Genomic DNA, 22,539 nt, shown 5'->3' with positions numbered 1-22,539 from the left:
CTCCTCTGCTTCAGATTCAATTCTTTCTGCCAAAAGGCTCATGTTTATTCTACAATAGATAAAAGCCTTGTGAAATATGTTTTCAGACGATTTTAAAAAAACAGTCAGCCATGAAACGGTTTACCGAAAAAATGATAAAATGAAATGGGAAAGAACAGGTGACACAGATGATTCAATTAATGATCATGATGCTGGAAAGGGTAGGGATTATTGTTATATTGGGATTTATTCTGGCCCACACTAAACTTTTCAGACAGGCTCTTCAAAATCCGGAGGGCTACAAAGGAAAAGGCGTATTGATTTCTATTTTTTCTCTTTTCAGCATCATCAGCAATTATACCGGCATCGAAATTCAAAAACATATGATTGTGAATAATGATTGGGTGTTTACAATAGATCCGTCGGGCTCTATTGCGAATACCCGTATTTTGGGCGTTGAAATAGGCGGGCTTTTAGGCGGGCCGTTTGTAGGAGCGGGAATCGGTTTATTAGCAGGCCTACATCGTTTTTCGCTCGGCGGCAGCACGGCTTTAAGCTGTGCGGTCTCATCCGTTTTAGCAGGGTTTCTAGCGGGATGGATCGGCAGGTATTTTACGAAGCGCTATCGAATGCCGACACCGCGTATCGCAGCCCTCGTCGGGATCGGTATGGAGACCTTGCAAATGGTCATTATTTTGCTGATGGCAAAGCCGTTCAATGACGCTTGGGAGCTTGTCAGCATGATCGGGATTCCGATGATCCTCATTAACGGAACAGGCAGCTTTATTTTCCTGTCGATTATTCAAGCCATTATTCGCAAAGAAGAACAGGCAAGGGCGCTTGAAACGCACAGGGTGCTGACCATTGCCGATCAGACGCTTCCTTTTTTCCGTCAAGGGTTAAATGAAAGCTCTTGTAAAAGTGTAGCGGTCATCATCCATAAGATGACCGGAACGGATGCGGTATCTCTGACGGACAATGAGAAAATACTTGCGCATGTCGGCGCGGGAATGGATCATCATATCCCATCTGAAAGCCTGATCACAGGCCTGTCTAAAAAGGTAATTAAAACTGGGCGCATCATGAAGGCTACTTCACAGGAAGAGATTGAATGCACCCATTCGGAATGCCCTTTGCACGCGGCGATTGTACTGCCTTTGACATCAAACGGCAACACAATCGGAACGTTAAAAATGTATTTTAAAAGCCCGGCCGGTCTCAGTCAGGTAGAGGAGGAGCTTGCCGAGGGGCTGGCCATGCTGTTTTCGACACAGCTTGAGCTCGGTGAAGCCGAGCTGCAAAGCAAGCTTCTGAAGGATGCGGAAATCAAAGCGCTTCAAGCACAGGTTAACCCGCATTTTTTATTTAATGCCATCAATACGATTTCTGCTTTATGCCGGACAGATGTTGAAAAAACCCGTAAGCTTTTGCTGCAGCTTAGCGTGTACTTTCGTTCTAATCTCCAGGGAGCAAGGCAGCTGCTGATTCCGCTTTCGAAGGAGCTGAATCATCTTCAAGCCTATCTGTCATTAGAACAGGCGCGTTTTCCCGGGAAATATAAGATTGAGCTTGATATTGACAGCAGGCTGGAGCAAATTGAGATTCCTCCGTTTGTCTTACAGGTGCTTGTTGAAAACGCATTACGGCACGCATTTCCAAAAAAACAAGACATGTGCAAAGTAACGGTTTGTGTCTTATCTGATGAGTCATCCGTCTATATGAAGGTCACGGACAATGGACGCGGAATTCCGCCGGACGTCTTGCCGGAACTGGGGAATAAACCGCTGCCTTCTAAGGAAGGAACAGGGACTGCGCTTTATAATCTGAATCAGCGGCTGATCGGTTTATTCGGCCAGCAGGCTGCATTACATATCAAGAGTGAGGTACATAAAGGGACAGAGGTTTCCTTTCAAGTACCTATGCAGCAAATGAAAGAGGGAGAAGAACATGCTCAGGGTGTTAATAGTTGATGATGAGATTCTGGCAAGAGATGAACTGGCTTATTTGCTCAAAAGGACAAATGAGGAATTAGAAATCAATGAAGCGGAAAATATTGAATCCGCATTTGACCAAATGATGGATCAAAAGCCTGATTTGCTGTTTTTAGACGTTGATTTATCCGGAGAGAATGGTTTTGATATCGCAAAACGATTGAAGAATATGAAGAATCCCCCGGTTATTGTGTTTGCGACGGCCTATGACCAGTATGCACTTAAAGCTTTTGAAGTGGACGCTCTTGATTACTTAACCAAACCTTTCGATGAAGAAAGGGTTCGGCAAACAATGAAAAAGTATAAAAAGGTAAAGCGGGAGATTGATGAACCAGAACAGATCAGCCATGCCAGCCAGCATAAACTAGCCTTATCTGTCGGCGAATCGATTGTGATTGTGGATACGAAGGATATAATCTTTGCGGGAACCGAAGACGGCCATGTCCATGTAAAAACCTTTGATGCATCTTATTCAGTCAATGATACGCTCGTTGTCATTGAAAAAAAACTGCCGGAAACTGATTTTCTCCGCGTCCATCGAAGCTTTGTCGTTAATACTGAGTACATCAAAGAGATACAGCCATGGTTTAATTCCACCTATAATCTGATCATGAAAGACGGATCGAAAATACCGGTCAGCCGGACATATGCCAAGGAATTAAAAAAGCTGCTCCATATTTGACGGGGCGGCTTTTTGTATTTCATCCTTTTTATGCTGCAACTCATCTTTAATATTCGGCAAGTTATCATGTAAGCGCTTAATAGAGAGTGGTTCTTATTTATAATGAGGGTACAAAAGAGAAAGAGGTGAAGAAAATGAGTGCTAAAAAAGTGTACGGATTTTTAACACAAGCATTTATTTTTGCCGTCATTATGCTGGTTTCCAATATGATTGCCGCTTTTGTCCCAATTCCTATACCAGCGTCGGTTGTAGGTTTGGTCTTATTATTTCTCCTATTATGTTTTAAAGTGATTAAACTGGACCAAGTAGAAACGCTCGGAGCGTCTTTAACCTCATTGATAGGATTTTTATTTGTTCCATCAGGTATATCTGTTATGAATTCTCTTGGTGTGATGCAGCAATACGGCCTGCAAATCGTCCTTGTCATTCTTCTCGCAACGATTATTTTATTGGGGGCAACAGGACTGTTTTCTCAGCTTATTCTTACACTGAGCGGAAAACGCAAGACTGCTGATGACATAAAAGCAAAAACGGTACAGCCCCCGCAGAAGAAAAACGAACTTGTTCATCATTAAGAGAAGCAGGAGGTTCATGAAATGGAAAGCACAATGAGTCCATATTTCGGAATTGTCGTATCACTGGCCGCTTTCGGCATCGGCACCTTTTTATTTAAAAAAACAAAAGGGTTCTTCCTTTTCACTCCATTGTTTGTTGCGATGGTGCTAGGGATTGCATTTTTGAAAATCGGCGGTTTCTCTTACGCTGACTATAATAACGGGGGAGAAATCATTAAGTTTTTCTTGGAACCCGCGACGATTGCCTTTGCCATTCCATTGTACAAACAAAGAGATAAACTGAAAAAATACTGGTGGCAAATTATGTCCTCCATTATCGCAGGCTCTATCTGCTCTGTCACGATTGTCTATTTGCTTGCAAAAGGGATTCACCTTGATTCGGCAGTGATGAAAAGTATGCTTCCGCAGGCGGCAACAACGGCGATTGCGCTTCCTTTATCAAAAGATATTGGCGGCATCAGCGATATCACAGCTTTTGCTGTTATCTTTAACGCCGTCATTGTGTATGCGCTCGGCGCTTTGTTCTTAAAAATATTTAAAGTGAAGAATCCCATTTCGAAAGGGTTGGCTCTCGGAACGTCCGGACACGCACTCGGTGTAGCTGTCGGGATCGAGATGGGTGAAGTCGAAGCCGCGATGGCAAGTATCGCTGTTGTCGTTGTCGGGGTCGTAACGGTTCTGGTCATTCCTGTGTTCGTGCAGCTGATCGGAGGATAAGCTAAGGTTGAACCCTTGGCTTTTTCTATTTTATGGTGCGTCTTCCGGATCGATATATCCTTGTTTAATGCCCCATTCCACTTGATCGTCATGCCACTTTTTTCGTTCTTCATAACCATAGCCGTCGTCATCAGGAAGCTCTGAAGCCGGCTGTTGAATGGCATCATCTGTCTGGCTCGGGGAAGATGGCGCATTTTGGCTGTTAGATGAGGATGCCTCATTCTGCTGACGCTGGGCCTGCGCTTGCCGTTCTTTTTCGGCGTCCGCTTCCTGTTGCTTTTGGAGTGCTGCCTGACGCTGCCTTTCAAGCTCAGCTTGTCTTTCTGCTTCCTCTAATCGCTGTCTCTCTGCTGCAGCCTGTGCCAATCGTTGCCGTTCCGCTTCTTCCTCCTGTTGTTTCTTTCGTTTCGCTCTCTGCTCTTTTTCACGTTTTTTCGCTGCAGCGATTTTCCTTTGTTTCTCGGCTTCTTCCTTCGCCCTCACCTTTCCTAATTCAGTTGCGAGGGGATTCACCATTTTCAATGAAACGGGTTTTAGGTTTTTCAGCTCTTTCTCCAGCTTGTTTTCATGAAACGCTACGGCTGTGATAACGGTCTCTTCTTTTGGCTCTGAAGATATGCTGTTGCTATTGGAGCAGCCGGTTACTATCAATGTTAAAAATAGAGTAAGCTGTATCAGTTTGTTCATATGTCAGACTCCCTTCTCGTTCTAATATCGGCTTTTTTAGTGTGAGATTCACTTTGTTTTGTATTTTTTCCTATATGTGGTTTTTGGTAAACTGCGAAATAAGGAGAAGGATGAGGTAGTATATTGATCTTCATATAACAGAATCTGGTGCAGAGCATCAGCAACTTCTGATTTTTATTCATGGCGTGGGTGTCAGCGGCTTGATGGGGAAGAGCAAATCAGCCATTTTCAACATTTGTGGCGCCGTTTTGATCTTTTCCAGGCTCAGACAAAAATGCTTTATCTTCATGCCAGCCAATTCGTCGAAACATACTATAAAGAAAGCAGTCAAATGAGTGCAGATACGCTTTATCAAATACTAATGTGACTTGCACGATACCCGATTCGCTCAGGCAAACCAGTACCAGCCTGCTGGTGACAGTCGGGGAAAAAGAAAGAAAAGTGATGAAAGCATCGGCAGCTGAAATCGCAAAGATGAATGAAAATTCAAGAACCGTTATGTTTCCAGTGATCGGCATGGAGCGCCGCTGGCTCAGCCGATGCTGTTTAACAAAATCCTTCATGATTGGCTGGAGGGTTCAGAACCTTGCATTCTGGATAAGAATAAAAGATTTTCTTTTTCTCTCTTGCACTCATAAATAACCCATGTTACAATGAGAAAGTTGTTCCGGATAAGTCATCCTTGACTAAACATCCGGCATTGTGTAGAATAGTTATTGAATTGAATATAAATCACAAGCAGAAGCACCCGCTTCTCACCTGATTGACACATTCATGTAGTTGGCAGGTTGACCGTACATTTTTATTGATACAGATGTTCGTAGTGTGGGTGTTTTATAATGCCCGCACTTTTTGTTTGCCTGCAGAATGCAGTCAAAAGAGTTGTGAATCAATTCGAAGAAACTATGGAGGTGGCTCATTATTAGCAAAGATCAATTGGTTAATGAGGGTATCCGTGCACGTGAGGTCCGCTTAATCGGACAAAATGGCGACCAGCTTGGAATCAAGTCCCGTCAGGAAGCACTTGAAATAGCCGGCCGCGCAAATCTTGACCTTGTGTTAGTTGCAGCAAATGCAAAACCGCCTGTCTGCCGCATCATGGACTACGGAAAGTTCAGATTCGAGCAGCAGAAAAAGGACAAAGAAGCACGCAAAAATCAAAAAATCATTAACTTAAAAGAAGTTAGATTAAGCCCGACAATCGATGAGCACGACTTTAACACGAAGTTGCGCAATGCGATTAAATTCCTTGAAAAAGGCGATAAAGTGAAAGCTTCTATCCGCTTTAAAGGACGCGCAATCACTCATAAAGAAATCGGCCAGCGTGTACTAGACCGTTTTTCTGAAGCTTGTGCTGAGGTTGCGACAGTCGAAACAAAACCAAAAATGGACGGCCGCAGCATGTTCTTAATGCTCGCGCCGAAAAACGAAAAGCAATAAGGAGGAAATCCCATGCCAAAAATGAAAACTCACCGCGGATCTGCTAAACGTTTTAAAAAGACAGGTTCTGGGAAGTTAAAACGTTCTCATGCATACACAAGTCACTTATTCGCCAACAAATCTCAAAAGCAAAAGCGTAAGCTTCGCAAGAGTGCTGTTGTAAGCGCAGGAGACTTCAAACGTATCAAACAAATGCTTGCTAACATCAAGTAATCGGACAAGGAACAATTAGGAGGGAAATTTAATGCCAAGAGTAAAAGGCGGAACTGTTACACGTAAGCGTCGTAAAAAGGTTCTTAAATTAGCAAAAGGTTATTTCGGTTCAAAACATACATTATACAAAGTAGCTAACCAGCAGGTCATGAAATCTGGAAACTATGCTTTCCGTGACCGTCGTCAGAAAAAACGTGATTTCCGTAAGCTTTGGATCACTCGTATCAACGCAGCTGCTCGCATGAACGGTCTTTCTTACAGCCGTTTAATGCACGGTCTTAAGCTTTCTGGTATCGAAGTAAACCGTAAAATGCTTGCTGATCTTGCTGTAAACGATCTTACTGCATTCAATCAGCTTGCTGATGCTGCTAAAGCTCAATTAAACAAATAATGATATAGAGCCGCTCTTAGAGAGCGGCTTTTTTATATAAAGGATGAGGCAACATGATAATTGCTGTATATCTAGTTCTGATCAATCTGTGCGGTTTTTGGGTGATGGGCGCAGATAAACGAAGAGCGCAGCGCCACAAGTGGAGAATTTCTGAAGACCGGCTGTGGCTGATCGCCATCGTGTTTGGAGCGCTTGGTGTCTGGCTCGGCATGCAGACCTTCAGACATAAAACGAAGCACGCATCCTTTCAATACGGTGTGCCGTTTCTTTTGGTGATTGAAGCGGTGCTGATCGGCATCTATTACAGTCCGTTTGATTTATAAAAAAGCAGAAAAGCGTTTACCGCTCTTCTGCTTTTTTTGCAAGTTTAATGGGCAGATCCCAGTCAATTTTACAATCCGGATATCGCTCCAGTACTTTTTCTTCAATATTCTCAAAATCTTTTGCGGAAAAGTTTTTTAGCTTCTCAGGAGACTCCGTCCATACAAAGATGGTGTGGATGAACAGCGGATGATCCTTGGAAGGAATATGCTTTTCTCCTTCAAAAAGCACGCCTTTATACGTCAATTGAAAGTTCTTTCGGGTATTGTTCTGTTCATCGATAATATAAAAAAGTTCTTTTGATTGGGCCAGTTTCAATCTTCTCTTTGGATTTGCGACATATTTGACCAAGGCGTAAATACAGTAAGCAAATAGAGCAAGCAATAAAATCCGGAGAACCATGATAAACATTGTGTGAAGGCACCTCCCTCATTGTGATGATCTGATGTAATACGTAGAGCATAGAAAAAGGTTTCACTTTTTCTAAAAGAAGTTTGTTAAAAAAGATATACCCGCTTTTTAAGTGAAATAGTCGTATGGTTACCGTCAGGTTTTGTATAATAATAATGCAGGACAGATGAAGGAGGTTTTTGGAATCATGGCAAAATTGGATGAAACGTTAACCATGCTGAAGGAATTAACTGATGCAAAAGGCATTCCGGGAAATGAAAGAGAAGTAAGGCAAGTGATGAAATCATACATAGAACCATTTGCTGATGAAGTGACAACTGACCGGCTTGGCAGTTTAATTGCGAAAAAAACAGGTGCGGAAAACGGCCCGAAAATTATGATTGCCGGGCATTTGGACGAAGTCGGCTTTATGGTGACACAAATCACCGATAAAGGCTTTATCCGTTTTCAAACTGTCGGCGGCTGGTGGTCTCAAGTCATGCTGGCTCAGCGTGTCACCATCGTGACGAAAAAGGGAGAGGTCACAGGTGTTATCGGATCTAAGCCGCCGCACATTTTATCTGCTGAAGCGAGAAAAAAACCGGTCGATATCAAAGAGATGTTCGTTGATATCGGAGCTTCAAGCCGTGAGGAAGCATTGGAATGGGGCGTACTCCCAGGTGATATGATCGTTCCGCATTTTGAATTCACGGTCATGAACAATGAAAAATTTCTTTTAGCAAAGGCGTGGGACAACCGTATCGGCTGTGCGATCGCCATTGATGTTTTGAGGAATTTAAAAGACACAGATCATCCAAACGTTGTGTATGGTGTTGGAACTGTACAGGAAGAGGTCGGCCTAAGAGGAGCGAAGACTTCTGCGCACACGATACAGCCTGATATTGCTTTCGGTGTGGATGTAGGAATAGCCGGAGATACACCAGGGATTTCTGAGAAGGAAGCGCAAAGCAAAATGGGAGAAGGGCCGCAGATTATTCTGTACGATGCATCTATGGTCTCCCACAAAGGACTTCGTGACTTAGTTGTCAATACAGCAGAAGAAGCAGGCATTCCATATCAATTTGATGCGATCGCCGGCGGAGGAACTGATTCCGGGTCCATTCATTTGACGGCAAACGGTGTTCCGGCGCTGTCCATTACCATTGCCACACGATACATTCATACGCATGCCGCCATGCTGCATCGTGACGATTATGAAAACGCGGTAAAATTAATCACGGAAGTCATTAAGAAGTTAGACCGGCAAACGGTTGACGATATTACGTACCAATAAAGATACGGAAGAATCCGCCTTGTGAGGCGGATTCTATTTTTTTGTCTGTACAAATTTTGGCGGAGTGACTACAATAAGGGAGAAACCGAAAATTTCCTGATTCTGACCATGTACGAGATGCAGCCCATTTGTAAGGAAAGGAGGCTTCAATTTCATATTTTGTAAGCGCTTTCTAAAATAAGGGAGGTTTGAAAAAAATGAAAAAGAAAAAAGCATGGAAACGGTTCTTTCACTTTTCGAGCGCTGCTCTGACGGCGGGTTTGTTATTGACATCCGCTTCTCCGGCATCCGCTGCATTTTGGGGAGCGTCTAATGAACTGCTTCATGATCCAACGATGATCAAAGAGGGAAGCTCGTGGTACGCGTTTGGAACAGGCCTTACGGAAGAAAGGGGGCTGCGGGTTCTCAAATCGTCGGATGCTAAAAATTGGACCGTGCAAAAATCGATTTTCAGCACACCTTTATCATGGTGGTCCACTTATGTGCCGAATTACGGCCAAAACCAGTGGGCACCGGACATTCAATATTATAACGGAAAGTACTGGCTGTATTATTCAGTTTCTTCTTTCGGAAAAAATGTCTCTGCCATAGGTCTTGCTTCTTCAACAAGCATCAGCTCGGGAAGCTGGAAAGACGAAGGCCTGGTGATCCGGTCGACGAGCTCCAATAATTATAATGCCATCGACCCGGAACTCACCTTTGACAAGGATGGCAACCCGTGGCTTGCGTTCGGCTCATTTTGGAGCGGAATCAAGCTGACCAAGCTGGATAAGAATACGATGAAGCCTACCGGATCGCTTTATTCCATTGCGTCGAGACCGAGTAATAGCGGAGCGCTGGAGGCTCCTACCCTCACGTATCAAAATGGTTACTACTATTTAATGGTTTCATTTGATAAATGCTGTGACGGGGTAAATAGTACGTACAAAATTGCTTATGGGAGATCTAAAAGCATAACAGGGCCTTATCTTGATAAAAACGGAAAAAGCATGCTGGAAGGAGGAGGCACCATCTTAGATTCCGGCAATGATCAATGGAAAGGGCCTGGAGGCCAGGATATTGTAAATGGAAACATACTTGTGCGCCATGCCTATGACGCGAAAGATAAAGGCATTCCCAAGCTACTAATCAATGATTTGAATTGGAGTTCGGGCTGGCCTTCCTATTAAACTGATAAGCCGGGTGAACACCTGGCTTTTTTAAAAGAAAAGATTGACAGTATCCTACTGAATTACTATAATGAAGTTGTTCGTACAAATTAATGATAATTAACTAGTTTTTGTTTATTAGTACGTATCTATCAATTTAGAATTGGAAGCGTTTTATTTTATAAGAAAGGGGCAGTTAACATGCTTCAGACAAGAGATTATGAATTCTGGTTTGTAACAGGAAGCCAGCATCTATACGGAGAAGAAACGCTGCAGCTGGTAGACCAGCATGCAAAAAGCATTTGTGAGGGGCTTAGCGGCATTTCTTCCAGATATAAAATTAAGCATAAACCTGTTGTAACTTCCTCGGAAACCATCAGACAGCTGTTAAGAGAAGCGGAGTATAGTGAAACATGCGCCGGAATCATTACATGGATGCACACATTTTCTCCCGCAAAAATGTGGATAGAAGGCCTTTCCTCTTACCAAAAACCGCTTATGCATCTGCACACTCAATACAATCGGGATATTCCGTGGAATACGATTGATATGGATTTTATGAACAGCAACCAATCCGCACATGGCGACCGCGAGTACGGGTACATCAATTCCCGTATGGGGCTGAGCCGTAAAGTTGTCGCGGGCTATTGGGATGATGAAGAGGTAAAGAAAGAAATGTCTCAGTGGATGAATACGGCGGCTGCGCTAAATGAAAGCAGACATATCAAGGTTGCCAGATTCGGAGATAACATGCGCCATGTTGCAGTAACGGACGGAGACAAGGTGGGAGCGCATATCCAGTTCGGCTGGCAGGTTGACGGCTATGGCATCGGGGATCTTGTCGAAGTAATGAATGGAATTACTGACGATGAGGTCGAAACACTCTATGCAGCGTATGACAAGCTTTATGTCATCAGCGAGGAAACGAAACGAGACGAAGCAAAGATAGCGTCCATTAAAGAACAGGCGAAAATTGAACTTGGCCTAACCGCTTTTCTTGAACAAGGCGGATACACGGCTTTTACGACTTCATTTGAAGTGCTGCACGGAATGAAACAGCTGCCTGGGCTGGCCGTTCAGAGGCTGATGGAAAAAGGCTACGGGTTCGCCGGAGAAGGTGATTGGAAGACGGCTGCTCTCGTCCGGATGATGAAAATCATGGCTGAAGGTAAAAGAACGTCCTTCATGGAAGACTATACGTACCATTTTGAACCTGGAAATGAAATGATTCTTGGCTCACACATGCTTGAGGTGTGCCCGACAGTTGCTTTGGATCAGCCGAAAATTGAAGTTCATCCGCTGTCTATCGGAGGCAAGGATGACCCGGCGCGGTTTGTATTCAATGGCATCAGCGGATCAGCCATTCAAGCGAGTCTGGTTGATATCGGAGGGCGTTTCCGTCTCGTGCTCAATGAGGTAAAAGGACAGGAAATTGAGAAAGATATGCCGAATCTGCCTGTCGCCCGCGTTCTCTGGAAGCCTGAGCCTTCATTAAAAACAGCGGCGGAGGCATGGATTTTAGCCGGCGGCGCACACCATACCTGCTTGTCTTACGAATTGACAGCGGAGCAATTGATGGATTGGGCGGAAATGGCGGGGGTTGAAAGTATCTTGATTTCTCGCGATACATCGATTCACAAGCTGAAACATGAATTGAAATGGAACGAGGCGCTTTACAGGCTTCAAAAGTAGAGAGGAGGATGTCACTTGGCTTACACAATAGGTGTTGATTTCGGAACATTATCAGGAAGAGCGGTGCTCGTTCACGTCAAAACTGGAGAAGAGCTGGCGGCGGCTGTCAAAGAATATCCACACGCCGTCATTGATACCGTCCTTCCCAAAACGGGTCAAAAGCTGCCGCGGGACTGGGCGCTTCAGCATCCGGCAGATTATCTGGAAGTCTTGGAAACAACGATTCCGTCATTACTTGAACAGACTGGTGTTGATCCAAAAGAGATCATCGGGATCGGAATTGATTTTACGGCATGTACGATCTTGCCTGTCGACAGTGAAGGACAGCCATTATGTATGCTGCCGGAATTTGAAGAGGAGCCGCACAGCTATGTGAAGCTTTGGAAGCATCACGCCGCCCAAAAGCATGCTGATCGGCTCAATCAAATCGCCGAAGAAGAAGGAGAAGCTTTTTTACAGCGCTACGGAGGAAAGATTTCATCAGAATGGATGATTCCGAAGGTGATGCAGATTGCCGAAGAAGCGCCGCACATTTATAAAGCAGCTGATCGGATAATCGAAGCAGCTGACTGGATCGTGTATCAGCTGTGCGGCTCGCTGAAGCGAAGCAACTGCACAGCCGGTTATAAAGCGATTTGGAGTGAAAAAGCGGGATATCCTTCAGAGAATTTCTTTGAAAAACTTCACCCTGTAATGAAAACGATTACAAAAGACAAGTTAGCGGGATCGATTCACTCAGTAGGGGAAAAAGCAGGCGGGCTGACGGAAAAAATGGCACAGCTGACCGGTCTCCTTCCGGGAACAGCGGTTGCTGTTGCGAATGTTGACGCTCATGTTTCTGTTCCTGCTGTCGGTATCACAGAACCAGGAAAAATGCTGATGATTATGGGAACCTCAACATGCCACGTTCTCTTAGGAGACGAGGTAAACATTGTGCCCGGCATGTGCGGGGTCGTGGACAACGGCATTCTTCCGGGATTTGCGGGGTATGAAGCCGGACAGTCCTGTGTGGGCGATCATTTTGAATGGTTCGTGAAAACGTGTGTCCCGCAAGCCTATAAAGAGGAAGCGGAGAAAAAAAACGTCAGCATTCACGAGCTGCTGAGCGAGAAGGCAAACATGCAAGCACCGGGTGAGAGTGGTCTCCTTGCCCTGGATTGGTGGAATGGAAACCGTTCAACCCTTGTTGATGCTGATCTAACGGGGATGCTGCTTGGCATGACGCTGCTGACGAAACCCGAAGAGCTTTACCGAGCGTTAGTTGAAGCAACAGCATACGGCACAAGGATGATTATTGAAACATTTAGAGAAAGCGGAGTGCCAATTGAAGAGCTTTACGCAGCTGGCGGTATTGCTGAGAAAAACCCGTTTGTCATGCAGATTTATGCGGATGTCACAAACATGGATATTAAAATCTCAGGTTCACCGCAAGCCCCTGCCTTAGGATCTGCCATTTTCGGCGCGCTTGCGGCCGGTAAAGAAAACGGCGGCTATGATGACGTCACAGAGGCAGCGGCGCACATGGGGAAACTGAAAGATATATCCTATACGCCAAACGCTGAACATGCTGCCGTATATGAAAAGCTATACGCTGAATATAAAGAGCTGGTTCAATATTTCGGAAAAGAGAATCATGTCATGAAGCGTCTGAAAACGATAAAAAATCTTCAATTTTCATCTGCCGCACAAAAGAATTCATAAAGGGTGATGAGCATGCTTGAAACGTTAAAAAAAGAGGTGCTGGCTGCCAACCTGAAGCTTCAAGAGCATCAGCTGGTGACCTTTACGTGGGGAAATGTGAGCGGTATTGACCGTGAAAAAGAGTTAATCGTCATTAAACCGAGCGGAGTCGAATACAGCGAGCTGACAGCCGATGACTTGGTTGTTTTGAATTTGGATGGTGAGATCGTAGAAGGTTCGCTCAAACCTTCTTCTGATACACCCACTCATGTTTATTTGTATAACGCGTTTCCAAATATCGGCGGGATTGTCCATACCCATTCTCAATGGGCGACAAGCTGGGCGCAAGCCGGAAGAGACATACCGCCTTTAGGCACGACACATGCCGATTATTTCGACAGTGCTATTCCGTGTACACGTGAAATGTACGATGAAGAAATCATTCATGACTACGAACTGAATACAGGCAAAGTGATCGCGGAGACCTTTCAGCATCATAAATACGAGCAGGTGCCGGGCGTGCTCGTTAATAACCACGGCCCGTTCTGCTGGGGCACAGATGCCTTAAACGCCATTCATAACGCGGTGGTGTTAGAAACAGTTGCGGAAATGGCGTATCACTCTATGATGCTGAACAAGAATGTCAACCCGATCAATACTGTTCTCCACGAAAAGCACTTTTATCGAAAACACGGAGCAAATGCGTATTATGGCCAGTCATAATCCCGCAGTATCACCGGCTGGTTTTCTGATTGACTTGGACGGTACCGTATTCAGAGGAAACGAACTGATCGATGGAGCAAGAGAAGCCATCAGTACACTTCGAAATATGGGAAAGAAAATCGTCTTTTTGAGCAACCGGGGAAATATCTCCCGTGCCATGTGCAGAAAAAAACTGCTTGGTGCCGGAATAGATGCAGAAGTAAACGAAATTGTCCTGTCATCAAGCGTGACAGCAGCCTTTTTAAAAAGGAACTATCGTTTTTCAAAGGTATGGGTGCTTGGTGAACAGGGCTTGATTGACGAACTGAGACTGGCGGGCGTCCAGACAGCAGATGAACCGAAGGAGGCGGATTGGCTTGTCATCTCGCTTCATGAGACACTCACCTACGAAGACTTGAATCAAGCCTTTAAAGCGGCCGCCGCAGGCGCTCGTATAATTGCCACGAACAGAGACCGCTATTTTCCTAATGAGGACGGGAATGCCATCGACGTCGCCGGAATGATTGGGGCGATAGAAGCTTCTGCTCAGGCGAAGACGGAGCTTGTCGTCGGAAAGCCGTCGTGGCTGATGGCGGAGGCTGCCTGTACTGCGCTGGGGCTTTCTGCACATGAATGTATGATTATAGGGGACAGCATTGAATCTGATATCGCAATGGGAAAGCTGTATGGCATGAAGAGCGCTTTAGTGCTGACCGGTTCAGCGAAACAGGGAGAACAGCGTTTGTATACGCCGGATTATGTACTGGAGTCCATTAAGGATGTAACCAAACTGGCTGAGGAGGGGATTCTGTTATGAATCATATCGCAGCTGACGTTCAGCGTGCTTTTGAACACGCAGGGGAGATGACATTTCCTGTAGAAGTAGAAGAAATTGTTCTAGAAAAACATGCAGCCGATCGGTTGTTGGATTATGTAAAAAGAAAGAATGATCAGCGTATCGTCCTTGTCTGTGATCGGAATACGCACCGTATAGCGGGGATCGAGTTAGAAGACCGCTTGATAAAGGAAGGGTTTCAGGCGGAGTGTCTGATCATTCCGGAAAATGAAGCGGGAGATGTGGCGGCAGATGAACGGTCACTCATTCATGTGCTGGTCCATACGAAAAAATCAACAGATATCATGATCGCAGTCGGTTCGGGGACTATCCATGATATCGTGCGTTTTGCCGCCTTCCAGAGGGGTCTGCCGTTTATTTCTTATCCGACCGCCCCATCCGTTGACGGATTTACATCAGCCGGTGCGCCCATTATTTTATACGGTACGAAAACCACCATCCAAACGAAGGCCCCGTCCGCGCTGTTCGCTGATCTTGACATCTTAAAATCGGCGCCGCAGCCTATGGTGGCGGCTGGATTTGGGGATATGCTAGGCAAAATGACGTCTCTGGCTGATTGGAACATTTCTCATCAGCTCGCTGGTGAGCCATATTCACCAACAGGCGCAAAGCTCGTACAATTAGCACTTGATGCCTGTATCGAACACGCTGAAGACATTGCGATGAAAACGGAAACCGGCATCCGGGTCCTGATGGAGTCCTTGATTGTATCAGGACTTGTCATGCTGGCTTTGGATCATTCCCGTCCTGCTTCAGGAGGGGAGCATCATATTTCCCATTGGATTGAGATGGAATTAATGGAGAAAAAACGGCCTCAGATTCTCCATGGGGCAAAAGTAGGCTGTGCGGCCGTTTTATTGACTGACACGTACAGAAAGCTCATCCAGGCTGTAGGGCTGAACGAGTTTTCTCCGCGTCAGCGGGAAGTCATTCAATCGGCTTATGAAACGCTGCCGGAAGGAAAAAAGCTGGCCGGCTGGTTGAAATCTGCCGGAGGTCCTGCGTATTTTGATGAAATCGGTGTCGGGCAGGATTCCGTCAAAAATGCCTTCAGACACGCACACACTTTAAGAGACCGCTGCACCGGATTAAGACTCATCAATGAAAACAAAACGCTTGTCAATCATGGTCTTTATGAATAGCCCGCACCTCGAATGGAAGGGGTAACATAGATGAAAAAGATGACTGTCTGTTTTCTTGCGCTCATGATGGTTTTGACATTATTTATCGCTGGGTGTTCAGTGGAACGGTCATCCGGTAAACCGGGTGAAACGGAGCTGACTTTTTGGACATTTAACGGACTTCATGAGCAGTTTTATGTGGAAATGGTGAAAGAGTGGAACAAGAAATATCCTGACCGTCAAATTAAACTGAATACGGTCGTCTATCCGTATGGCCAAATGCACGATAATCTGTCGATTTCCTTAATCGCCGGGGAAGGTGTGCCTGACATTGCAGATGTAGAATTGGCCCGGTTTTCAAACTTTCTGAAGGGCACCGATGTACCGCTTGCCGATTTGTCCCCGCTTATTGAAAAGGACCGGGATAAATTCGTAGAGGCGCGTCTTACGCTGTACAGCAAAAACGGCAAGCTATACGGACTGGATACTCATGTAGGAACGACAGTTATGTTCTATAACATGGATATTATGAAAAAAGCCGGCATCAACCCGGTTGATATTAACACATGGGATGATTACCGCAAAGCCGGACAGAAAGTGCGCAAAGCGACCGGAAAGCCAATGGGAACGGTGGAAACAAATGATTCAGCAACATTTTTATCAATGATTTCACAGCAAAACTCAGGGTATTTTGATAAAAACGGAAAGCTGATCTTGAATAATGACACCAACGTAAAAACGCTTCAGTATTTAAAAGACCTGATTAATGATAAAACCATGATCGCTGCACCAGGCGGCGGGCATCACAGTGAAGAATATTACGGTTTTATGAACCAAGGCGGAGCGGCTTCTGTTCTGATGCCGATTTGGTATATGGGAAGATTCATAGATTATATGCCTGATCTGAAAGGGGAGATTGCCATTCGGCCACTTCCGGCATGGAAAGAAGGAGGCGACCGTTCAGCAGGTTTGGGCGGCACAGCCACCGTTGTGCCAAAGCAGGCCAAACATGTCGAATTAGCGAAAGAGTTTCTCGCCTTTGCGAAGGGTTCTGAAGAAGGAAACAAAAAGCTTTGGAGTGTGCTCGGGTTCGATCCGCTTCGCTGGGATGTCTGGAGCTCCAAGGAATTGAAAGAGAAAAACAAATACACGGATTACTTCCAAAACGGAACAGGCATTTTTTCTGTGCTGCTCGATATCAAGGATGAAATCAATCCGATTTATTTACATGAGGATTTTGCCAAGGCTTCAGACCTTGTCAACAGAAGCGTATTATTCGACGCGCTCAAATCTCAGCAAAAGACGCCAAAACAAGCCTTGGACAGAGCGGCAGGTGAACTGAAACAGAAATAGAATCCCATTCAAAAAGTGAAAGCGGGGAGGTTCTCATGAAACCTGTGAAAACGGGAACGGCTCATCCCGTTCCTTCGGCTGCGAAAGAATCAGGCTGGCGAGGTATTTTTTATTCGAAAAAAGCGGCGCCTTATCTCTTTACAGCGCCATTTGTTTTATCCTTTCTTGTTTTTTTTCTATACCCCATAATTAGTGTCTTCATCATGAGCTTTCAAAGAATATTGCCTGGAGAGGTGACGTTTGTCGGATTGTCCAATTACACCGCTCTTAACAACCCGACGTTTTATACCGCCCTTTTTAATACGCTGGAATATACGTTTTGGACGCTGATTGTGCTGATTCCAGTTCCATTGCTGTTAGCCATATTCTTGAATTCGAAACTGGTCAAATTCAGAAACATTTTCAAATCAGCGTTATTTATACCTGCACTGACTTCTACCATTGTGGCTGGAATCATTTTCCGGCTGATTTTTGGAGAGATGGAAACATCTTTAGCCAATTCGATTTTATTGAAACTCGGCTTTTCACCGCAGAACTGGATGAACAATGAACATACCGGCATGTTTTTGATGGTGCTGCTTGCTTCGTGGAGATGGATGGGAATTAACATCCTTTACTTTTTGGCCGGACTGCAAAATGTGCCGAAAGAGCTGTACGAAGCCGCTGATATTGACGGAGCAAATACGATGAAAAAATTTATGCACATTACGCTGCCGTTTCTGAAGCCTGTATCCGTCTATGTTTTAACCATCAGCATCATTGGCGGGTTCAGGATGTTTGAGGAAAGCTACGTCCTTTGGCAAAATAATTCCCCGGGTAATATCGGCCTGACGCTTGTCGGATATTTGTATCAGCAGGGCCTTGCTTACAATGAAATGGGATACGGGGCGGCCATCGGCATTGTCCTTTTGATTGTCATACTTGTTGTCAGTCTGATTTCATTAAAACTGTCAGGCTCGTTTAAGGGGGAGGGGTAAATGTTGCAGCACAGTCCTCAGTTTCGGGTGTACAGAATCGCGCTTACTTTATTTTTTATCATGCTGAGCCTGTTGTATATTTTCCCGATTTTCTGTCTGCTTTTAGGATCATTAAAGCCGTCATCTGAGCTTTTGCGGGTGGGGCTGAATGTTGACATCGATCCAAAAGTGATGAGTCTTGATAACTATACATTTTTGTTTAACGGCGGCAGCATTTATTTTAAATGGTTTTTTAACAGTCTTGTGCTCGGTCTATTAACGACAGTGCTTACCCTGTTTTTCTCGTCGATGATCGGATACGGGCTAGCGGTTTATGAATTTAAAGGCAGAAATATCATTTTTGTTCTTGTGCTGATTATTATGATGGTTCCGCTGGAAGTGATGATGCTCCCGTTGTTTAAGCTAACAGTCGGACTGCATTTGATCGATTCGTATACGGGTGTCATTTTGCCGTTTATCGTTTCACCGGTAGCTGTTTTCTTTTTCCGGCAATATGCACTCGGCCTTCCGAAAGATCTGCTGGATTCAGCAAGGATGGACGGATGTACGGAATTCGGCATTTTTTTCAGGATTATGGCGCCTCTGATGAAACCGGCATTCGGAGCGATGATTATTCTCCAGTCTTTAAACAGCTGGAACAACTTCTTATGGCCCTTGATTGTGCTTCGGTCGAAAGAAATGTTTACGCTTCCAATCGGGCTGTCCAGCTTGCTTAGCCCTTACGGAAACAACTATGACATGCTCATATCCGGCTCAGTATTTGCCATTTTGCCGGTGATTATCATTTTCTTGTTTTTCCAAAAATACTTTATCTCCGGCCTGACAGTAGGCGGAGTCAAAGGATAATGAAGGAGGAAACGTGTAATGAAAAAAGCGAGAGTGATTGTGGACAAAGAATATAAAATTGGTGAAGTCGACAAACGGATTTACGGGTCGTTCATCGAGCACATGGGGCGTGCTGTATACGAAGGCATATATGAACCTGATCATCCTCAGGCTGATGAAAACGGGTTTCGCAAGGATGTTCAGGCGTTAATCAAGGAATTGCAGGTTCCGATCATCCGCTATCCGGGCGGAAACTTTTTATCAGGGTATAATTGGGAGGACGGCGTCGGACCTGTCGAGAACCGCCCGAGACGCCTTGACTTGGCGTGGCAAACGACAGAAACCAATGAAGTGGGAACGAATGAATTTTTAACTTGGGCAAAAAAGGTGAACACAGAAGTCAATATGGCTGTTAACCTGGGCACGAGAGGGATAGATGCTGCCCGCAATCTTGTAGAATACTGCAACCATCCGAAAGGCTCTTACTGGAGTGATTTGAGAAGATCGCATGGCTATGAGCAACCGTACGGCATCAAAACGTGGTGCCTGGGTAACGAAATGGATGGCCCGTGGCAGATCGGCCACAAAACAGCTGACGAATACGGACGGCTTGCCGCGGAGACGGCAAAGGTCATGAAATGGGTTGACCCATCAATTGAACTTGTTGCCTGCGGCAGCTCAAACAGCGGCATGCCGACGTTTATCGATTGGGAAGCAAAGGTGCTGGAGCATACGTACGAGCATGTCGACTATATTTCTCTCCATACGTATTACGGAAACCGGGATAACAATCTGCCAAACTACTTGGCCCGTTCCATGGATCTCGATCATTTTATTAAATCTGTTGCTGCAACCTGTGACTATGTAAAAGCAAAAACACGCAGCAAGAAAACAATCAATCTCTCTCTGGACGAATGGAACGTTTGGTATCACTCAAATGAAGCTGATAAAAAAGTAGAACCGTGGATTACTGCGCGGCCTATTTTAGAAGATATTTATAACTTTGAGGATGCCTTATTGGTCGGCTCTCTGCTCATTACGATGCTGCAGCACGCAGACCGTGTGAAAATCGCGTGTCTTGCACAGCTTGTAAATGTCATCGCGCCAATCATGACGGAAAAAGGCGGAGAAGCATGGAGACAGCCGATTTTCTATCCGTACATGCATGCTTCTGTCTACGGCCGAGGAGAGTCGCTGCAACCGCTTATTTCTTCACCGAAGTATGACTGCTCTGATTTTACTGATGTGCCGTATGTTGACGCCGCTGTCGTATATGCTGAAGAGGAAGAAACACTCACCATTTTTGCGGTAAACAAAGCTGAGGATCAGATGGAGACGGAGATTTCGCTCAGAGGCTTTGAATCGTATCAAATCGCAGAGCATATCGTACTTGAGCATCAGGATATTAAAGCGACAAACCAGCATAACAGAAAAAATGTCGTCCCGCATTCCGACGGAACATCGTCTGTCAGCGAAAACGGCTTAACCGCACATTTCACGCCGCTTTCATGGAATGTGATCCGTCTCCAAAAACAATCATAATAGCAACATGAGCCGGAGATCTGTCTCCGGTTTTTTATTTATTCTTAGTAAATATGATTCAGTACCTTGTAATGTTCAGTAGTGGATGTTACCATGTGAGGGATGGTGGAAAATATAAACAAAATTACGGGCCGCAGGGAGGATTTGATCATGAATGCTCAATTTAAAAAGGGAGCATTAGAGTTATGTGTGCTTGTATGTATTGCTGAAAAAGACCAATACGGATATGAGCTGTCTCAAAACATTTCCCGGTATATGGCTATTGCTGAAGGCACCTTATATCCTCTTCTAAGAAGACTGACGAAAGAGGAGTATTTAGAAACATATATGGCGCCGTCTTCCGAAGGGCCTGCCAGAAAATATTACACGATGTCAAAGCTTGGTTTCATGCGAATGAAACTGCTGCTGGCAGAATGGGATCAATTCACAGCATCTGTCAATCAAATCATTGATGCGGCAAGGGGAGGAGAACGATGAATCAAGAACAGTTTTTACAGGAGTTAAGTAAAGCGTTAGAGCCGCTTTCTGAAGAAGAGCGGAATGAGATCTTATTTGATTTTGAGGAACATATTACCGAAGGGATGAAAGAAGGCAGGCCGGAAGCGAACATTATCAGGGAACTCGGCTCCCCAAAACAAATTGCAAAGGAATTGGTGCCAGATGTGACGGAAACTGCTCCAGCAGTGCAGCGCCCTAAGAAGAACCTCTTCCAGATGGCATGTTCAGCAGCAGCGATAAGCATCTTGAATTTGATTTTTGTGCTGGGACCAGCTATTGGCATTTTTGGAGTGTACGTAGGTTTCTGCGGGGCAGCGCTTGCACTCTCTGTATCACCAATTATGTTTGTCGGCATGGTGATGTTTCAAATGAATACGCACATGATGCTGGAGTTCTTTTTATCACTCATGTTTGGCAGTCTGGGACTGCTATCTTGTATAGGGCTGTGGCATATAGGAAAGCTGCTGTATAGCGTGAGTTTACGATATATCAGATATAACTTAAAGCTGGTGACGGGGGCGCAGACATGAAAAAAATCATAATAGGATTGATCGCAGTATTTGCAGTCGGGGTAATCGGAGCTGTCATCTCTGCAGCTGCCTCGGATTTTACAAAAGAAGAGGTAAAAGCTGCCGAAACTTATGATCCTGCAGATATTAAAAAAATTGAGGTAGCAACGAGCTCGATGAATGCAGAGGTCAAAAGCGGGCAAACGGATGATATTCAGGTAGCTGCTGAAGGACAAGTCAGTGATAAAAGCAAAAAGCTGTTCGATGTGACCCAAAATGGCAAATCATTAACAATCAATCAAATCGCACGCGAGAATATCATCTCTTTTATACCGTGGGGCAGCGAAAAGGATATGAAAATCACAATCACGATTCCGAAAAAGAAGTATGATGAGATAACCGTAACGACAACCTCTGGCGATATTCTGATAGAAAATGCGCAAACGGATCAATCAGCTGCTGACTCTACATCAGGAAATATTGAGCTGAAGCATACACGCATCGAAAACGAGCTGACGCTAAAAACAACGAGCGGAGATGTTCAAGCTGATCAAAATTCATTCGGCCAAGGTGAGGTAAAGACAACAAGCGGATCAATAAAAAGCAGCCACACAACAGCTGAAAAGGTGAACTATAAGACAACTTCCGGGGATATTGATCTTCTTCAGGATCATCAGAACGAAGAGATCGACATCGTCACTACGAGCGGAAGTGTGTCAGTAGAGTATCAGAAAGAACCTGCATCTTTGGCGGTGGATTTTCAGGCTGACTCAGGTGATGCCGCGGCCAATCTCGATCACATCCTGTATAAAGAAAAATCAGAGCACCGTATTGTAGGTTATGTAGGTGATAGCGGGACCTCTAACCGTTTAAAAGTTCGTACCACCTCTGGAGACATTGAACTAAACTAACTGCCTCAAGCCGGCCCATTCCAGCCGGCTTTTTTGAATAGGAAA

The 22,539-nt window shown here is 45.0% G+C and carries 25 protein-coding genes and 1 other annotated feature; of the genes, 22 read left to right on the top strand and 3 right to left on the bottom strand.

The features are described 5' to 3' along the window. The first annotated feature begins 167 nt into the window (after window positions 1-167). The 4 genes from lytS (at window position 168) to lrgB (ending at window position 3,944) form a co-directional block, all read left to right on the top strand. Entirely contained in the window at window positions 168-1,949 is a 1,782-nt protein-coding gene (gene lytS / locus P3L57_RS14210) for a two-component system sensor histidine kinase LytS (protein WP_059352212.1), read from the top strand. After that, a complete protein-coding gene (locus P3L57_RS14205) occupies window positions 1,927-2,652 on the top strand; it encodes a LytR/AlgR family response regulator transcription factor (protein ID WP_044153936.1) in 726 nt (241 codons plus the stop codon). Before lytS ends, P3L57_RS14205 begins: the two co-directional genes overlap by 23 nt. Window positions 2,653-2,786: 134 nt before the next feature. Next, window positions 2,787-3,227: an antiholin-like murein hydrolase modulator LrgA gene (gene lrgA / locus P3L57_RS14200; protein ID WP_059352213.1), complete on the top strand. Its 441-nt coding sequence runs from the start codon at window positions 2,787-2,789 to the stop codon at window positions 3,225-3,227. Window positions 3,228-3,248: 21 nt separating this feature from the next. Continuing rightward, complete coding sequence (gene lrgB / locus P3L57_RS14195) at window positions 3,249-3,944, top strand: antiholin-like protein LrgB (RefSeq protein ID WP_059352214.1); 696 nt, start codon at window positions 3,249-3,251, stop codon at window positions 3,942-3,944. A 30-nt stretch (window positions 3,945-3,974) separates the two neighbouring features. On the opposite strand, the gene P3L57_RS14190 is transcribed toward lrgB, so the two are convergent. Beyond that, window positions 3,975-4,631 (bottom strand): hypothetical protein, encoded by a 657-nt coding sequence (locus tag P3L57_RS14190; protein WP_069487077.1) that lies wholly within the window; start codon window positions 4,629-4,631, stop codon window positions 3,975-3,977. A 218-nt stretch (window positions 4,632-4,849) separates the two neighbouring features. Continuing rightward, on the bottom strand, window positions 4,850-5,194 hold the full coding sequence (locus tag P3L57_RS14185; protein ID WP_069487078.1) for a hypothetical protein: 345 nt from the start codon (window positions 5,192-5,194) through the stop codon (window positions 4,850-4,852). A gap of 167 nt (window positions 5,195-5,361) precedes the next feature. After that, window positions 5,362-5,492: a sequence feature (ribosomal protein L20 leader region), on the top strand. Window positions 5,493-5,549: 57 nt separating this feature from the next. Between P3L57_RS14185 and infC the strand changes: the two genes are divergently transcribed. From infC to P3L57_RS14165, 4 genes are read left to right on the top strand one after another with little or no spacing between them, the layout of a single operon-like run. Beyond that, a complete protein-coding gene (gene infC, locus P3L57_RS14180) occupies window positions 5,550-6,071 on the top strand; it encodes a translation initiation factor IF-3 (RefSeq protein ID WP_071543361.1) in 522 nt (173 codons plus the stop codon). Window positions 6,072-6,083: 12 nt separating this feature from the next. Further along, complete coding sequence (rpmI, locus tag P3L57_RS14175; RefSeq protein WP_003222418.1) at window positions 6,084-6,284, top strand: 50S ribosomal protein L35; 201 nt, start codon at window positions 6,084-6,086, stop codon at window positions 6,282-6,284. A 31-nt stretch (window positions 6,285-6,315) separates the two neighbouring features. After that, window positions 6,316-6,675: a 50S ribosomal protein L20 gene (gene rplT, locus P3L57_RS14170; protein ID WP_003222420.1), complete on the top strand. Its 360-nt coding sequence runs from the start codon at window positions 6,316-6,318 to the stop codon at window positions 6,673-6,675. Window positions 6,676-6,728: 53 nt separating this feature from the next. After that, a complete protein-coding gene (locus tag P3L57_RS14165; protein ID WP_059293445.1) occupies window positions 6,729-6,998 on the top strand; it encodes a DUF1294 domain-containing protein in 270 nt (89 codons plus the stop codon). A 16-nt stretch (window positions 6,999-7,014) separates the two neighbouring features. Here the strand turns inward: P3L57_RS14165 and ysdB are convergent, their stop codons facing one another. Then, window positions 7,015-7,407, bottom strand: a complete 393-nt coding sequence (gene ysdB / locus P3L57_RS14160) for a sigma W pathway protein YsdB (RefSeq protein WP_024122432.1) — start codon at window positions 7,405-7,407, stop codon at window positions 7,015-7,017. A gap of 187 nt (window positions 7,408-7,594) precedes the next feature. Here ysdB and P3L57_RS14155 point away from each other — a divergent pair, with 187 nt between their 5' ends. The 14 genes from P3L57_RS14155 (at window position 7,595) to P3L57_RS14090 (ending at window position 22,494) form a co-directional block, all read left to right on the top strand. After that, window positions 7,595-8,680 carry a M42 family metallopeptidase gene (locus P3L57_RS14155; protein ID WP_024122431.1) on the top strand — a complete coding sequence of 362 codons (1,086 nt, stop codon included), beginning with the start codon at window positions 7,595-7,597 and terminating at the stop codon, window positions 8,678-8,680. A 197-nt stretch (window positions 8,681-8,877) separates the two neighbouring features. Continuing rightward, window positions 8,878-9,849 (top strand): arabinan endo-1,5-alpha-L-arabinosidase AbnA, encoded by a 972-nt coding sequence (abnA, locus tag P3L57_RS14150; protein WP_059335570.1) that lies wholly within the window; start codon window positions 8,878-8,880, stop codon window positions 9,847-9,849. A 180-nt stretch (window positions 9,850-10,029) separates the two neighbouring features. Next, complete coding sequence (gene araA / locus P3L57_RS14145; protein ID WP_069487080.1) at window positions 10,030-11,520, top strand: L-arabinose isomerase; 1,491 nt, start codon at window positions 10,030-10,032, stop codon at window positions 11,518-11,520. Between the two features lie 15 nt (window positions 11,521-11,535). Next, entirely contained in the window at window positions 11,536-13,221 is a 1,686-nt protein-coding gene (gene araB, locus P3L57_RS14140; protein ID WP_069487081.1) for a ribulokinase, read from the top strand. Between the two features lie 12 nt (window positions 13,222-13,233). Then, window positions 13,234-13,923 carry an L-ribulose-5-phosphate 4-epimerase gene (araD, locus tag P3L57_RS14135; protein WP_059293449.1) on the top strand — a complete coding sequence of 230 codons (690 nt, stop codon included), beginning with the start codon at window positions 13,234-13,236 and terminating at the stop codon, window positions 13,921-13,923. After that, window positions 13,901-14,719 carry a sugar-phosphatase AraL gene (locus P3L57_RS14130; RefSeq protein WP_083244517.1) on the top strand — a complete coding sequence of 273 codons (819 nt, stop codon included), beginning with the start codon at window positions 13,901-13,903 and terminating at the stop codon, window positions 14,717-14,719. The genes araD and P3L57_RS14130 overlap by 23 nt, the downstream gene beginning before the upstream one ends. Then, the gene (gene egsA, locus P3L57_RS14125) at window positions 14,716-15,900 is read left to right on the top strand and encodes a sn-glycerol-1-phosphate dehydrogenase (protein WP_069487083.1); all 1,185 of its coding nucleotides are present in this window, start codon (window positions 14,716-14,718) and stop codon (window positions 15,898-15,900) included. Before P3L57_RS14130 ends, egsA begins: the two co-directional genes overlap by 4 nt. A 30-nt stretch (window positions 15,901-15,930) precedes the next feature. Continuing rightward, window positions 15,931-17,232 carry an arabinooligosaccharides ABC transporter substrate-binding protein AraN gene (gene araN / locus P3L57_RS14120; protein ID WP_069487084.1) on the top strand — a complete coding sequence of 434 codons (1,302 nt, stop codon included), beginning with the start codon at window positions 15,931-15,933 and terminating at the stop codon, window positions 17,230-17,232. 35 nt (window positions 17,233-17,267) lie between these two features. Beyond that, window positions 17,268-18,209 carry an arabinooligosaccharides ABC transporter permease AraP gene (gene araP / locus P3L57_RS14115; RefSeq protein WP_010335239.1) on the top strand — a complete coding sequence of 314 codons (942 nt, stop codon included), beginning with the start codon at window positions 17,268-17,270 and terminating at the stop codon, window positions 18,207-18,209. After that, window positions 18,210-19,055 (top strand): arabinooligosaccharides ABC transporter permease AraQ, encoded by an 846-nt coding sequence (gene araQ, locus P3L57_RS14110; RefSeq protein WP_044153972.1) that lies wholly within the window; start codon window positions 18,210-18,212, stop codon window positions 19,053-19,055. An 18-nt stretch (window positions 19,056-19,073) separates the two neighbouring features. Then, entirely contained in the window at window positions 19,074-20,576 is a 1,503-nt protein-coding gene (abfA, locus tag P3L57_RS14105; RefSeq protein ID WP_059352225.1) for an alpha-L-arabinofuranosidase AbfA, read from the top strand. A gap of 150 nt (window positions 20,577-20,726) precedes the next feature. Then, window positions 20,727-21,053 (top strand): PadR family transcriptional regulator, encoded by a 327-nt coding sequence (locus tag P3L57_RS14100; RefSeq protein ID WP_044153976.1) that lies wholly within the window; start codon window positions 20,727-20,729, stop codon window positions 21,051-21,053. Continuing rightward, window positions 21,050-21,604 (top strand): HAAS signaling domain-containing protein, encoded by a 555-nt coding sequence (locus P3L57_RS14095; protein ID WP_059335565.1) that lies wholly within the window; start codon window positions 21,050-21,052, stop codon window positions 21,602-21,604. Before P3L57_RS14100 ends, P3L57_RS14095 begins: the two co-directional genes overlap by 4 nt. Then, window positions 21,601-22,494: a DUF4097 family beta strand repeat-containing protein gene (locus P3L57_RS14090; RefSeq protein WP_059352227.1), complete on the top strand. Its 894-nt coding sequence runs from the start codon at window positions 21,601-21,603 to the stop codon at window positions 22,492-22,494. Before P3L57_RS14095 ends, P3L57_RS14090 begins: the two co-directional genes overlap by 4 nt. Window positions 22,495-22,539: the final 45 nt, after the last annotated feature.

The sequence above is a fragment of the Bacillus sp. B28 genome (assembly GCF_029536185.1).
Classification (GTDB): domain Bacteria; phylum Bacillota; class Bacilli; order Bacillales; family Bacillaceae; genus Bacillus; species Bacillus halotolerans.
This window is presented reverse-complemented; position numbering and strand designations above follow the sequence as displayed.

What these genes read in the sequence shown, in the direction of transcription:
- lytS (WP_059352212.1), top strand. Translation starts at nt 168, where the DNA reads ATGATTCAATTAATGATCATGATGCTGGAAAGGGTAGGGATTATTGTT.
- P3L57_RS14205 (WP_044153936.1), top strand. Translation starts at nt 1,927, where the DNA reads ATGCTCAGGGTGTTAATAGTTGATGATGAGATTCTGGCAAGAGATGAA.
- lrgA (WP_059352213.1), top strand. Translation starts at nt 2,787, where the DNA reads ATGAGTGCTAAAAAAGTGTACGGATTTTTAACACAAGCATTTATTTTT.
- lrgB (WP_059352214.1), top strand. Translation starts at nt 3,249, where the DNA reads ATGGAAAGCACAATGAGTCCATATTTCGGAATTGTCGTATCACTGGCC.
- P3L57_RS14190 (WP_069487077.1), bottom strand. Translation starts at nt 4,631, where the DNA reads ATGAACAAACTGATACAGCTTACTCTATTTTTAACATTGATAGTAACC.
- P3L57_RS14185 (WP_069487078.1), bottom strand. Translation starts at nt 5,194, where the DNA reads ATGAAGGATTTTGTTAAACAGCATCGGCTGAGCCAGCGGCGCTCCATG.
- rpmI (WP_003222418.1), top strand. Translation starts at nt 6,084, where the DNA reads ATGCCAAAAATGAAAACTCACCGCGGATCTGCTAAACGTTTTAAAAAG.
- rplT (WP_003222420.1), top strand. Translation starts at nt 6,316, where the DNA reads ATGCCAAGAGTAAAAGGCGGAACTGTTACACGTAAGCGTCGTAAAAAG.
- P3L57_RS14165 (WP_059293445.1), top strand. Translation starts at nt 6,729, where the DNA reads ATGATAATTGCTGTATATCTAGTTCTGATCAATCTGTGCGGTTTTTGG.
- ysdB (WP_024122432.1), bottom strand. Translation starts at nt 7,407, where the DNA reads ATGTTTATCATGGTTCTCCGGATTTTATTGCTTGCTCTATTTGCTTAC.
- P3L57_RS14155 (WP_024122431.1), top strand. Translation starts at nt 7,595, where the DNA reads ATGGCAAAATTGGATGAAACGTTAACCATGCTGAAGGAATTAACTGAT.
- abnA (WP_059335570.1), top strand. Translation starts at nt 8,878, where the DNA reads ATGAAAAAGAAAAAAGCATGGAAACGGTTCTTTCACTTTTCGAGCGCT.
- araA (WP_069487080.1), top strand. Translation starts at nt 10,030, where the DNA reads ATGCTTCAGACAAGAGATTATGAATTCTGGTTTGTAACAGGAAGCCAG.
- araD (WP_059293449.1), top strand. Translation starts at nt 13,234, where the DNA reads ATGCTTGAAACGTTAAAAAAAGAGGTGCTGGCTGCCAACCTGAAGCTT.
- P3L57_RS14130 (WP_083244517.1), top strand. Translation starts at nt 13,901, where the DNA reads ATGCGTATTATGGCCAGTCATAATCCCGCAGTATCACCGGCTGGTTTT.
- egsA (WP_069487083.1), top strand. Translation starts at nt 14,716, where the DNA reads ATGAATCATATCGCAGCTGACGTTCAGCGTGCTTTTGAACACGCAGGG.
- araN (WP_069487084.1), top strand. Translation starts at nt 15,931, where the DNA reads ATGAAAAAGATGACTGTCTGTTTTCTTGCGCTCATGATGGTTTTGACA.
- araP (WP_010335239.1), top strand. Translation starts at nt 17,268, where the DNA reads ATGAAACCTGTGAAAACGGGAACGGCTCATCCCGTTCCTTCGGCTGCG.
- araQ (WP_044153972.1), top strand. Translation starts at nt 18,210, where the DNA reads ATGTTGCAGCACAGTCCTCAGTTTCGGGTGTACAGAATCGCGCTTACT.
- abfA (WP_059352225.1), top strand. Translation starts at nt 19,074, where the DNA reads ATGAAAAAAGCGAGAGTGATTGTGGACAAAGAATATAAAATTGGTGAA.
- P3L57_RS14100 (WP_044153976.1), top strand. Translation starts at nt 20,727, where the DNA reads ATGAATGCTCAATTTAAAAAGGGAGCATTAGAGTTATGTGTGCTTGTA.
- P3L57_RS14095 (WP_059335565.1), top strand. Translation starts at nt 21,050, where the DNA reads ATGAATCAAGAACAGTTTTTACAGGAGTTAAGTAAAGCGTTAGAGCCG.
- P3L57_RS14090 (WP_059352227.1), top strand. Translation starts at nt 21,601, where the DNA reads ATGAAAAAAATCATAATAGGATTGATCGCAGTATTTGCAGTCGGGGTA.